14 protein-coding genes and 1 tRNA gene are annotated in these 12,084 nt (G+C 34.7%); 11 read left to right on the top strand and 4 right to left on the bottom strand.

Features of this window, described 5'->3' with window-relative positions:
* Positions 1-115: 115 nt before the first annotated feature.
* Entirely contained in the window at positions 116-577 is a 462-nt protein-coding gene (locus tag KGI96_RS10130) for a hypothetical protein (protein WP_213156471.1), read from the bottom strand.
* Between KGI96_RS10130 and KGI96_RS10135 the strand changes: the two genes are divergently transcribed.
* Positions 564-1,454, top strand: a complete 891-nt coding sequence (locus KGI96_RS10135) for an autotransporter outer membrane beta-barrel domain-containing protein (protein WP_213156473.1) — start codon at positions 564-566, stop codon at positions 1,452-1,454. The genes KGI96_RS10130 and KGI96_RS10135 overlap by 14 nt on opposite strands.
* Positions 1,455-1,652: 198 nt before the next feature.
* Positions 1,653-2,282 (top strand): BamJ family beta-barrel-assembly machinery protein, encoded by a 630-nt coding sequence (bamJ, locus tag KGI96_RS10140; RefSeq protein WP_211598738.1) that lies wholly within the window; start codon positions 1,653-1,655, stop codon positions 2,280-2,282.
* Between the two features lie 113 nt (positions 2,283-2,395).
* Here the strand turns inward: bamJ and dapD are convergent, their stop codons facing one another.
* Positions 2,396-3,217 (bottom strand): 2,3,4,5-tetrahydropyridine-2,6-dicarboxylate N-succinyltransferase, encoded by an 822-nt coding sequence (gene dapD / locus KGI96_RS10145; protein WP_211598740.1) that lies wholly within the window; start codon positions 3,215-3,217, stop codon positions 2,396-2,398.
* A gap of 151 nt (positions 3,218-3,368) precedes the next feature.
* Here dapD and KGI96_RS10150 point away from each other — a divergent pair, with 151 nt between their 5' ends.
* The 3 genes from KGI96_RS10150 to hpaC all read left to right on the top strand — a co-directional run bounded on the left by KGI96_RS10150 (position 3,369) and on the right by hpaC (position 4,827).
* Positions 3,369-3,923 (top strand): DUF2799 domain-containing protein, encoded by a 555-nt coding sequence (locus KGI96_RS10150; RefSeq protein ID WP_211598742.1) that lies wholly within the window; start codon positions 3,369-3,371, stop codon positions 3,921-3,923.
* Positions 3,924-4,013: 90 nt separating this feature from the next.
* Positions 4,014-4,334 carry an HI1450 family dsDNA-mimic protein gene (locus KGI96_RS10155; RefSeq protein ID WP_211598744.1) on the top strand — a complete coding sequence of 107 codons (321 nt, stop codon included), beginning with the start codon at positions 4,014-4,016 and terminating at the stop codon, positions 4,332-4,334.
* A gap of 10 nt (positions 4,335-4,344) precedes the next feature.
* Positions 4,345-4,827: a 4-hydroxyphenylacetate 3-monooxygenase, reductase component gene (gene hpaC, locus KGI96_RS10160; protein ID WP_211598746.1), complete on the top strand. Its 483-nt coding sequence runs from the start codon at positions 4,345-4,347 to the stop codon at positions 4,825-4,827.
* Between the two features lie 53 nt (positions 4,828-4,880).
* On the opposite strand, the gene KGI96_RS10165 is transcribed toward hpaC, so the two are convergent.
* Positions 4,881-4,970: transfer RNA gene (locus KGI96_RS10165), tRNA-Ser, on the bottom strand.
* Between the two features lie 188 nt (positions 4,971-5,158).
* On the opposite strand from KGI96_RS10165, the gene KGI96_RS10170 reads away from it, so the two are divergent.
* The 3 genes from KGI96_RS10170 (at position 5,159) to KGI96_RS10180 (ending at position 7,766) form a co-directional block, all read left to right on the top strand.
* Positions 5,159-5,932: a cytochrome C assembly family protein gene (locus KGI96_RS10170; protein WP_211598755.1), complete on the top strand. Its 774-nt coding sequence runs from the start codon at positions 5,159-5,161 to the stop codon at positions 5,930-5,932.
* Between the two features lie 121 nt (positions 5,933-6,053).
* Positions 6,054-7,319, top strand: a complete 1,266-nt coding sequence (locus KGI96_RS10175; protein ID WP_211598757.1) for an HlyC/CorC family transporter — start codon at positions 6,054-6,056, stop codon at positions 7,317-7,319.
* A gap of 150 nt (positions 7,320-7,469) precedes the next feature.
* Positions 7,470-7,766 (top strand): hypothetical protein, encoded by a 297-nt coding sequence (locus KGI96_RS10180; protein ID WP_213156475.1) that lies wholly within the window; start codon positions 7,470-7,472, stop codon positions 7,764-7,766.
* A 98-nt stretch (positions 7,767-7,864) separates the two neighbouring features.
* On the opposite strand, the gene KGI96_RS10185 is transcribed toward KGI96_RS10180, so the two are convergent.
* Positions 7,865-8,221, bottom strand: a complete 357-nt coding sequence (locus tag KGI96_RS10185) for a diacylglycerol kinase (protein WP_211598761.1) — start codon at positions 8,219-8,221, stop codon at positions 7,865-7,867.
* 316 nt (positions 8,222-8,537) lie between these two features.
* Between KGI96_RS10185 and accB the strand changes: the two genes are divergently transcribed.
* The 3 genes from accB (at position 8,538) to KGI96_RS10200 (ending at position 11,842) form a co-directional block, all read left to right on the top strand.
* The gene (gene accB, locus KGI96_RS10190) at positions 8,538-9,002 is read left to right on the top strand and encodes an acetyl-CoA carboxylase biotin carboxyl carrier protein (protein WP_211598763.1); all 465 of its coding nucleotides are present in this window, start codon (positions 8,538-8,540) and stop codon (positions 9,000-9,002) included.
* Positions 9,003-9,018: 16 nt separating this feature from the next.
* The gene (gene accC, locus KGI96_RS10195) at positions 9,019-10,362 is read left to right on the top strand and encodes an acetyl-CoA carboxylase biotin carboxylase subunit (protein ID WP_211598765.1); all 1,344 of its coding nucleotides are present in this window, start codon (positions 9,019-9,021) and stop codon (positions 10,360-10,362) included.
* A 517-nt stretch (positions 10,363-10,879) separates the two neighbouring features.
* Positions 10,880-11,842, top strand: a complete 963-nt coding sequence (locus KGI96_RS10200) for an IS30 family transposase (RefSeq protein WP_213156442.1) — start codon at positions 10,880-10,882, stop codon at positions 11,840-11,842.
* Positions 11,843-12,084: the final 242 nt, after the last annotated feature.

The raw sequence follows: 12,084 nt of genomic DNA on the forward strand, positions 1-12,084 counted from the left end.
GTTGGGCTAGTAATGATAACGGTCGTGATAGGGCGATTATTTGGTCAGGGAAAAACTGGCAAAATAAAACGGAGTTAGGCACATTAAACTCAGATAATACTGGGAATTCAAAGGTTCAGGCTTTAAGTAGTGATGGTACTATTGCAGGTGGTTGGGCTCGTAATGATAACGCTGATAGGAGAGCAATAATTTGGTCAGGGAAAAACTGGCAAAATAAAACGGATTTAGGCACATTAAGATCAGATAATAGTGGGTATTCAGATGTTCGGGCTTTAAGTAGTGATGGTACTATTGCAGGTGGTAGGGCTGATGGTGGTGGAGCAGTTCTTTGGAAAATAAAATACCCTGAAAAGAAAGTTATTCCAGCAGCAAAAATTGAGGATATTGCCAAACGAACTATCCCTGCGGCGAAAATTGAGGATATCGCTAAACGAACTATTCCTGCGGCGAAAATTGAGGATATCGCCAAACGCACTATCCCAGCCGCAAAAATCGAAGATATCGCTAAACGAACTATTCCTGCGGCAAAAATAGAAGATATCGCCAAACCGATAACCAAACCAGTGGTTGTTGCCAAAATTGATGTCGAAAATACCAAGTTAAGTATGGCACGTTTGGGTAATGATGCGATTGGGGTGACTTCATTACAAAGCCAAATCTTACAGCGTTTACAACAAAGCCGTTATTTAAAACAAGGCGAAGTAGGTTATGGTGTTCGTCAAGATATGGCTAAACAAAAAGGTGATACTACTGCCAGTGTTGGACTTGGCTTATCTTATGGTGTGGGATATGGCATTACCACAGGGGTTAACTTTGATAAAAGTTTATCTCGTCAATTACCTAAAAGGTATAAAACCGACGGCAACACAGGACTAGGGATTTTTGCCAACTGGAAAGGCGATAACTGGTTTGTGGAAACCACAGCGGCGTGGCAAAAAGATAAAGTGAAAGTGGAACGCCCATTATTGGCGAATACCGAAGCGGGCAGTAACAAAAATACAATGAAAGGTTCAGCAGTTTCATTAACGACGGGTTATGATTTTGGCAATGTTTCTGTTTACAGTTCACTTCGTCATCGCCAAGTTTCTCGTGATGCTTATGTGGAAAAAAATGCCGAATTTGCGGCAAGTTTTGCAAAATTAAGTTATAAAGATACCGCTTTAGCCTTAGGTGTTGATACAACATTCCCATTAACAGAACAATTAAACCTGTTAGCCAGTGCAGAAATTGAACAACAGCTAAATAACAATGCACCAACTTATGCCGTTTCAATGCCAGCAGTGGGAAGTTTTAGTAAAACAGCGAAAATTCGCAAAACACGTGGACGTGTTCAAGCAGGGTTAAGCTATGACTTTAGCCCTAAATTTATGCTAAGTTTTACACCTTACTATGAAAGTACCGCTTTTGGTTATAATGGCTGGGGAACATCATTACAGTTAAAAGGCGTATTCTAAGTTAGATCTGAGGGGCGTACTGTGTACGCCCAAATAAATCATTTAACGAATTACAGCAATTTTCATCGGAAAAATTAATGCCATTAAAAAATAGAGCATTAAAATATGCAATTGGGTTGTAGATTTTTACAAAATGCCCTTGTTTTTTGTAAAATATTCCCCATCTATAAAACTCATTTAAATAAAAAGGAAATAATTATGGCGTTAAATTTTGATTCAGTGAAATTTGAAACTACCGAAGAAAAAGGTGGTTATGGTATTGGTTTGCAGATTGGTCAGCAATTGTTAAGTAGTGGTTTAGAAGTTGAACCTGAAACAGTAATGAAAGGGATTTTTGATGTATTAAATCAAAATCAACCTGCTGTTGATCTTAATGAAATCAGTGCTGCATTACAAGAATTACAACAACGAGCAGAGAAAGCTCAACAGGAAATGTTTGCTCAATTTGAACAAGATGGGAAAGCATTTTTAGAAGAAAATAAAAAAGCAAAAGGCGTTAAAGTTACTGAAAGTGGTTTACAGTATGAAGTACTTGTGGAAGGTAATGGAAAAGTGCCATCAGCAGAAGATAAAGTGCGTGTGCATTACGCAGGTTCTTTAATTACTGGACAAGAATTTGATAGCTCAATTAAACGTGGTCAGCCTGCTGAATTCCCTGTAAATGGCGTAATTAAAGGTTGGACTGAAGCATTAACGATGATGCCAGCAGGTTCTAAATGGCGTTTGGTTGTTCCTCACGAGCTTGCTTATGGTGAACGAGGTGCAGGTCAAACCATTCCACCTTTTAGTGTGTTAGTTTTTGAAGTAGAATTATTAGAAGTTTTATAATAAAAACTTGTTAAGAAAAAAAAGTCTGCTGATCGTTTATTTATCAGCAGACTTTTTATTTATGGAGTGTTAATTTTCTTGTTATTGTGGAATAGTATTCTTATCAGGAATAATTATTCAATCGTACGCAATAACTCGTTAATTCCTACTTTACCTAATGTTTTAGCATCAACTTTTTTCACAATTACAGCACAGTAAAGGCTATATTTACCATCTTTTGACGGTAGGCTACCAGAGACAACCACAGATCCTGCTGGTACACGACCATAATGAATTTCACCTGTTTCACGATCATAAATACGAGTAGATTGTCCGATAAATACGCCCATAGAAATCACTGAACCTTCTTCTACAATCACACCTTCTACAATTTCTGATCTTGCCCCAATAAAACAGTTATCTTCAATAATAGTTGGGTTTGCTTGTAACGGCTCTAATACGCCACCGATACCAACGCCCCCTGAAAGATGAACGTTTTTACCAATTTGAGCACAAGACCCGACAGTTACCCAAGTATCAACCATTGTTCCTTGATCGACATAAGCTCCTATATTTACATAAGAAGGCATTAATACGGTATTTTTTGCAATATAAGCACCTTGACGAACCGTTGCCGAAGGTACAACGCGAAACCCTTCCTTATCAAAACGTTCTTGGGTATATTCTGCAAATTTTAATGGCACCTTATCGTAGTAATTGGTTTCACCACCTTCAACAAGTACGTTATCTCTAATTCGAAAAGAGAGTAATACCGCTTTTTTCAACCACTGATGAACGATCCATTCACCATCAATTTTTTCTGCAACACGTAATTCACCAGAATCAAGTTTTAATACAACTTCTTCAATTGCGGCTTTGGTTTCTGCATCTACGTTTGCAGGTGTAATTTCACTACAACGCTCAAATGCTGTTTCAATAATGCTTTGTAAAGACATTGATATTTCCTTTTATAAAAGAGTAATAAATTGAAATAAAATTAAACAACTTTATTTATTAGCCAATATCTCATTATCCATTTATAATGTCAAAATTGCAACAAACAGCAATAGTTCAACGATAAATTTTACAGAAAATTAAAGGAATAATATGAAAATTGAATTTAAGAAAGCACTTTTTTGGTTAGGTGTAATGATTACATTAACTGCCTGTACTTCTCCGTCACTCACAAAAGAGCAATGTTTAACGGGAAATTGGGAAGCAATTGGCTATAATGATGGGGTCGCAGGTTATTATCCTGATCGTATTAATGTTCATCAAGAGGCTTGTGCTAAAACGGGTATCATTCCTAATTTTACCTTATGGGAAAAAGGGCGAGAAAATGGTTTAAAGCATTATTGTACAATTGAAAATGCTACTAGATTAGGAAATTTTGGTTACGCATTTAATCGTGTTTGCCCAAATGCTCAGACAGAAAATTTACAGAATGTTTATAATAAGGCATACCAAAAATACACAATACGAAGACAATTAACTCAAGATAAACGTACGCTTTTTCAACATAAAGAAAAACTTAAAAAATTACTTAAAGGAGAAATGCTTGATTTTAAAACAGAGAAAGAAGCTAGAGAATATATGCTAAAGTTACAAAAAGAAATTTTAGTTTTAGAGCAAAAAATTCAAAAAGCAGAAAGTAAGAAGTAATTTTTTAAAATAGATGAATTATTTTTGCAAATTTTTCTGATAAAGTGACCGCCTATTTGGGGTTTATTATACATAAAAGAGGTAAGTAAGTTGGATAATGTAACAAAACTAACACCAGATGAAGCCATTGATATTGCTTATGATATTTTTTTAGAAATGGCGGGGGAAAATCTTGATCCTGCGGATATTCTACTTTTCAATCTTCAATTTGAAGAATGTGGTGCGGTAGAAATGGTAGAAACCAGTGAAAATTGGGAACAAGAAATTGGCGTTTTAATTGACCCTGATGCATTTGCAGAAGTCTGGATTGGTTTGATTAATGATAATGATGAAATGGATAACGTTTTTGCTCGTTTTTTAATTTCACATCAAGCAGAAAATCGTGAATATCATATAATTTGGAAAGAATAAGAGGATAAAAATGAGTGATTTTTCATTAGAATTTCGTAATGCGATGGCAAATTTACCCACTGCGGTTAGTATTGTTACCACAAAAGGAGACGCGGGTAAAGTTGGATTAACAGTATCTTCAGTTTGTTCTGTAAGTGATACACCTGCTACAGTATTATTTTGTATCAACAAAGAGAGTGGTACTCACGATATTTTTAAGCAAAATGGTAAAGCCTGTATCAACATCTTAATGCCTCAACAAGAAGAACTTGCTAAACATTTCGCAAATATGCTGGATTCAACAATGGAACAACGTTTTGAATGGGATATATGGCAAGACAGTGATCAACCTGCACTAAAAGAGGCAGTTTCAACTCTGCAGGGAAATATTGTTAATTGTTATGAAGTGGGTACTCATACCGTATTTATTTTGCAGCTTACAGAGATTAATTCCACAATAGGCAATGTTTTAACTTATTTTAACCGTCGTTTCAGTACCGCTATATTAGATTAAAAATTTCCATAAAAAAAACCACCGATAATTTCTTATCAGTGGTTTAGAATAAGTGGCGGAGGAAGTGAGATTCGAACTCACGGAGGATTTAAACCCTCGCCGGTTTTCAAGACCGGTGCCTTCAACCGCTCGACCATTCCTCCGTTGAAAACGTGTTGAATAATATAGATATTACGAAAAGTCGTCAAGAAGAAAAATAAAAAAAATGTCTGTTTGCATTGTTTTTCATCAATCTTCATCTTTATTTATATATAATTTTCTCTTTTTAGATAGAAAAACAGGACTAAAAATGGTAATTTAATACACCTATCTTATTGTAGAGAAAAAGAAAATGTTGTTTGTTATTTTAACTATTATTACCTATGTAGCGGCGATACTTTGGATTACGCCCACTATCATAAAAACAAATACAAATAAACCAAATACTACCGTTATTCTGGGTTTCGGAATATTGACAGTACTGCTTCATTTTATTACCCTCTCTAATCAACTTTCTACTATGTTTGGATTTAGGCTAACTATAATAAATGTTGTTTCATTTATCTGTTTATTAATGAGCCTAATGATGACTTTTGCCATTACAAAATGGAAAACAAGTTTATTACCTTTGTTGGTCATTTATATTTTAAGTATTGTGAGTGTCGCACTTTCAGGTTTTATTACAGGAGAGACTGCAAAATATTTTTCTCAAAATATAAGTTTATTATTTCATATCTCAATTGCAATGCTTTCCTATGCAATGTTTTTTATTGCATTGCTTTATGTATTTCAATTGAAATGGATTGATTTTAAATTAAAAAATAAACAGCTCTCTTTTAGTTCACATTTACCCCCATTGATGACCGTTGAGCGACATCTATTTTCTTTGACGTTTATCGCCCAAGTTTTATTAACTCTCACGTTGATTACAGGTATGATTTATTTACCACAAGTTTTCTCAAATAATCAAATACATAAAACAGTATTTTCTTTTATGGCTTGGATTATTTATGCTATTTTACTTTTTGGACAATGGAAGTTACATTGGCGAGGAAAACGAGTGCTAATTTATTCAATTTCAGGTATGATCTTACTTACTGTAGGCTATTTCGGAAGTCGAATATAGCTACCAAATAAATGTTTAGGTAAGCGGTCACATTATTATAAAATTTTGCAAAAACTCAATTATTAAAAATAATAAAAATATGTTACCACTTGATGATATAACTAATATAGGATTTTAAATTTTGGAAACCATACCCTTGAGTACGCTTTTTATTACTCTTGTGCTACTACTTTTTCTTTCTGCATTCTTTTCAAGTTCTGAAACTGCGTTAATGTCACTTAACCGCTATAAAATGCGAAATCTTGTTGAAAAAGGACATAAAGCCGCTATCCAAACTGAAAAATTACTTGAAAAAACAGACATTCTACTAAGTTTAATTTTAATCTGTAATAATCTTGTCAATATCGTTGCTTCTGCCATTGCTACTATGATTGGAATGCGTTTGTCTGGTGATGCAGGCGTCGCTATTGCAACAGGATTGCTTACCCTTGTAATGCTTGTTTTTGCAGAAATTTTACCTAAAACCATTGCTGCAATTTATCCTGAAAAAGTCGGTTTCACTGCAAGTTATGTTTTAACACCACTAAAAAAAATACTTACACCATTGATTTTTTTAATGAACATTATTATTAGCTCTTTAATGAAATTAATGCGAATTAAATCGGGGGAAAAAACAGGATTAAGTGCTGAAGAATTGCGTAGTGTAGTATTAGAAGCGGGCAAATATATTCCTACAGAGCACCAAGATATGCTGGTTTCAATTCTTGATTTAGAAAAAGCGACGGTTGATGATGTAATGGTGCCACGTAATGATATTGATGGCATTAATATTGATGATGATTGGAAGTCTATTATACGTCAGCTTAAAGGTGCGGCTCACGGACGCATTGTGATTTATAAAGAAAGCATTGATGATAATGTATTGGGAATGCTCCGAGTTCGAGAAGTGTTTCGTTTTATGCTTGAAAAAAATGAATTTAGTAAAGAAACGCTAGTGCGAGCATTGGATAATACGTATTTTATTCCCGAAGGCACACCACTAACGGCACAACTTATCAATTTCAAAGCAAACAAAGAGCGTATTGGATTAGTGGTTGATGAATATGGTGATATTAAAGGTTTAATTACTCTTGAAGATATTTTAGAAGAAATTATTGGTGAATTTACCACCTCAACTTCACCCACTCTTGAGCAAGAAGTGAAACTGCAACTAGATGGTTCAGTTATTATTGAAGGGTCAGCGAATTTACGTGACTTAAATAAACTCTTTAAGTGGAACTTGCCCGCTGAAGATATTAGAACCTTTAATGGCTTGATTATGGAACACCTAGAAAACATCCCAGATGAAGATACGCAATTTACTTTCTATAACTTGAAAGTCACTGTATTGGAAGTTGCTGATAATATGGTTAAGCAAGCAAGGGTTGAAACATTGTCGAAATCATAAAATAGAGAGGTTATGTATGAAATTATTAAGAGCATTCTTAATCGCTTTAGATGCTCATAAAGGGCAGTTTGATAAAGCTGGAAAACCATATATAACCCATCCAATTAGGGTAATGTTTGGGGTTAAAGGATACAAAAAAAGATTGTTGCATTGTTACACGATGTTGTTGAAGACAGTGATTATACTTTGACGAATTTAGAAAACTATTTTGATAAAGACATTATAAAAGCCATCGATCTTGTCACTAAAAAAGAGGCTCAAGAGTACAGTGAATACCTTTCACAACTTAAAGAAAATGAAATGTCAAAAGCGGTAAAACTCAGTGATTTAAGGGATAATATGAATCTTAAACGAATTAAAAATATTACTCAAAAAGATTTAAACCGTTTAGAAAAATACAAAAAAGCGACAGCATATCTAGAGGGAAAAACAGCCACCCCACCTTAAGGAGTCCGTATTTGGCACACGATTTCCAATTAACGAACTTTTTACATTAAATTTGCAAAAAATAGTTTACATCATACCGCTATGATAACTACCCTGTATTAAAAAAATAAAATAATTACCCAAACAATTCCACAGGTGACCATTGCCATAAACACAGCAGCGGATCCCATATCTTTAGCTCGTCCTGATAGTTCGTGATACTCTTTGCCAACACGATCAACGATTGCTTCTAAACCACTATTGAGCAATTCAATCACAAAAACCATTAATACTGAAGCAACAAGTAATGCAATTTCTATATTTGTATTACCTAAAATAAATGCTAAGGGAAACATTATAAGTGCAGCGCCTATTTCGTGGCGAAATCCCGCTTCATATTTAAATGCAGCTTTTAAACCTTGAATAGAGTAGCCAGCAGCTTTAAGAAAATGAGTTAATCCAGTATATTTTTGCATAATTATCCTTAAGTTTGTTGCTAATGAGTAAAAAATGCTATTATAGTCTATTCAATAATGGTAGCCAAATACAAATAAGTTTTACTAAAATAAAGTGGTATGATCTTTATAAAAATTTGCAAAATTTTTATAAAAAATTGCCTTAATTAGGAGAAACTGCTACGATCAGTTACGAAATAGTGGTAATTTCGGTTAAACTAGGGTAATTTCAGGTAACCTTAAGAAACTTTATTTTACACCTCCATTTCTCCTTAATTTTTATTAATATGAAGTGGTGTTTTTTATTTTCAATTTAACTTAAACGGATCTCATTATAATGGATATTCGCAAAATCAAAAAACTTATAGAGCTTGTCGAAGCATCAGGTATTACAGAATTAGAAGTATCTGAAGAAGATGGTTCAGTACGTATTAGTCGTGGTGTTGCACAAGCTATATCACAACCTCAGCAATATATTAATACTCAAACAATTGAAGTTCCTACGGAAAAAACGGAGATATCTCAAGAGAGTACGATAACAGGAGTTCAAACAGAACAAATTATATCTGGTCATACTGTTGCGTCTCCGATGGTAGGGACTTTCTATCGTAGCCCAAGCCCCGAGGCTCAGCCATTTATAGAGATTGGGCAAAATGTTAATGTGGGTGATGCACTTTGTATTGTAGAAGCAATGAAAATGATGAATAAAATCGAATCAGATAAAGCAGGTATAGTAAAAGCTATTTTAGTAAACGACGGTGATGCCGTTGAATTTGATCAACCTCTTATTGTTATTGAATAATCATTAGGATATACAAATGTTAAAAAAAGTTGTTATTGCTAATCGTGGTGAAATTGCATTGCGTATTTTACGAGCATGTAAAGAATTAGATATTCAAACGGTTGCCGTACACTCTACAGCAGATAGAGAATTAAAGCACGTACGTCTGGCTGATGAAACGATTTGTATTGGTCCTGCATCATCTGTAAAAAGCTATTTAAATATCCCTGCTATTATTGCCGCCGCTGAAGTAACAGGAGCAGATGCCATTCACCCAGGTTATGGGTTTTTATCTGAAAATGCAGACTTTGCAGAGCAAGTGGAACGTTCAGGTTTCTCCTTTATAGGACCGTCTGCAGATGTTATTCGTTTAATGGGAGATAAAGTATCAGCGATTAGATCGATGAAAAAGGCGGGCATTCCTTGTGTGCCTGGTTCTAATGGTTCGGTCGGTGATAATATTGTTAAAAATAAGCAAATAGCTAACGAGATAGGTTATCCTATTATTATTAAAGCCTCTGGTGGAGGTGGTGGTCGAGGAATGCGAGTTGTACGCAACGAAGAGCATTTAGCTGAATCCATTGCAATGACAAAATCAGAAGCCAAATCCGCTTTTAATAATGATATGGTTTATATGGAAAAATATCTTGAGAACCCTCGTCATATTGAAGTACAGGTATTAGCTGATACGCACGGTAATGCTATTTATTTAGCTGAGCGTGATTGTTCAATGCAGCGTCGCCATCAAAAAGTATTGGAAGAAGCTCCCGCACCAGGGATTTCAGAGGAACTGCGTCGATTTATTGGTGAGCGTTGTGCAAATGCTTGTCTTGAAATTGGTTATCGTGGTGCTGGAACATTTGAGTTTCTATATGAAAATGGTGAGTTTTATTTCATTGAGATGAACACCAGAATTCAAGTAGAACACCCTGTCACTGAAATGATTACAGGTATTGACCTAGTAAAAGAGCAGTTACGCATTGCTTCAGGCTTACCTTTATCCGTTACTCAAGAGCAAGTTAAAGTAAGAGGTCATTCTATTGAGTGCAGAATTAATGCTGAAGATCCAAGTAGTTTTTTACCATCACCGGGGAAAATTACGCGTCTTCACGTACCTGGTGGATTAGGTGTTCGCTGGGATTCCTACATTTATGCTAATTATACTGTTCCTCCTTATTATGACTCAATGATTGCAAAACTTATTACTTATGGCGAAACAAGAGACATTGCTATTCGTAGAATGAAAATTGCACTTTCAGAAACTATTATTAATGGAATAAAGACGAATATTCCATTACACCAAAACATATTAAGTGATAAAAACTTTCTTCGAGGCGGAATGAACATCCATTACCTTGAAGAAAAGCTTGGAATTAAATAATTATTCAAATGTTTTTGTCAATAAAAAGCTCTATTTTCCTTTCAGAGCGACAGGGAAACCGTAAACTTTTACCTATTGATTTTTAAAAATTAATAGCAATAGTGTTCCAAAAGAATCCAAAAACATAAATTATCTTTCACCCTAGCTCTCCTCCGCAAGCAGAGGAGGGCATTTGTGTGTTGTACAGGGGGCTAATTCACACGCTACGTTTCTATAAATTTACTTAAAACTCAGTGTGTTATTAAAATACCCAAAGGTGTGAATAATGAGTTTTTAGTATGCTCTTGCCCTGTTCAGATCGAATTAGTTTTGTAAGTAATAGGCTGATGTGTATTGTGCAGCAGGGTAAATTAGTCAATGTAGTTTGTACATATTCCCCGTTGCTCAATATAACAATCCCCACAAAATATTATTAGCTTAGATTCAAAAACGAAGTGCAACGTTTGAAAAATAGTAATTGAAATGTAAGATGTGCAGTGTTGCACTTCGATTTTCAACTACCACATATCAAAACGTTATGAAACACTACAAACATCTTACACAAGAACAAAGATATCAAATTTCTGCTCTAATGAAAACAGGAATCTCAAAAAGTGAAATTTCTCGAATCATTGGCGTTCACAAAGCAACGATATACCGTGAACTAAAACGTAATACTGGACAACGAGGTTACCGCCCTAAACAAGCAAATAACCTCGCTGTCTCTAGAAAAGCAAATAATGCTCAAACAATTAGTGATTTTGGCTGGGCATATATAGAGGAGTTATTATCAAGGAAATACTCTCCTGAACAAATTACAGGGAGACTACGTTTTCTTGGGTGGACTAATGTGCCTAGTCACGAAAGAATCTATCAATATATTTATGCGGATAAACAAGCAGGAGGAAAGCTGTATCAGCACCTACGTTGTCAGAAAACCTACAGAAAACGAGGTTACGCTAATCAAGATAGACGTGGTCAAATAGCAAATAGAATTGATATTACAGAACGTCCTGCTTCTGTTGATAATAGAGAACGCTTAGGGGATTATGAAGGTGATACCGTTGTAGGTAAACATCATCGTGGAGTGCTAGTTACCTTGGTTGATAGGGTAAGTCGAGAAACTAAAATAAAATGTTTACCTAACCGTAAGGCTGAACGAGTTAAAGAAGCTTGTATTGAAATGCTTTTAGGTGAAAATCCATTAAGTATTACCTTTGATAATGGTAAAGAGTTTGCACAACACGAAGAGATTGCAAAGTCATTAAAGACAACGATTTATTTTGCAAAACCATATCACTCTTGGGAGCGTGGAACAAATGAAAATACGAATGGGCTTATTCGGCAATTTTTACCAAAATCAGCCACTTTAGATAAAGTAACTGATGATGAGATTAAAGCTATTGAAGATAATTTAAACAATAGACCAAGAAAAGTATTAGGCTATCAAACACCTCTTGAGGTAAAATCTAGATTTGGGTGCGTTGCACTTCAAACTTGAATCCGCCTAGGAATAAATGTAGCAGATAGATCAAATCAAAAATTTACAAATTTAATATTTTATATATAGACAGGGTATGCTCTGTCTATATAACATTCTTATACATCAATGGGTTATTTAAAAATTAATAAAATATAACGGTCACATCCAGTTCAACATGTACCCTTTTTATGCTTATTTTTTTAATAGTATCTACATAATAATTATTAATTTCTAAAAATCAATAGGTAAAAGTTTGTTGT

The sequence above is a fragment of the Phocoenobacter atlanticus subsp. cyclopteri genome, from assembly GCF_018343795.1.
Lineage (GTDB): Bacteria > Pseudomonadota > Gammaproteobacteria > Enterobacterales > Pasteurellaceae > Phocoenobacter > Phocoenobacter atlanticus.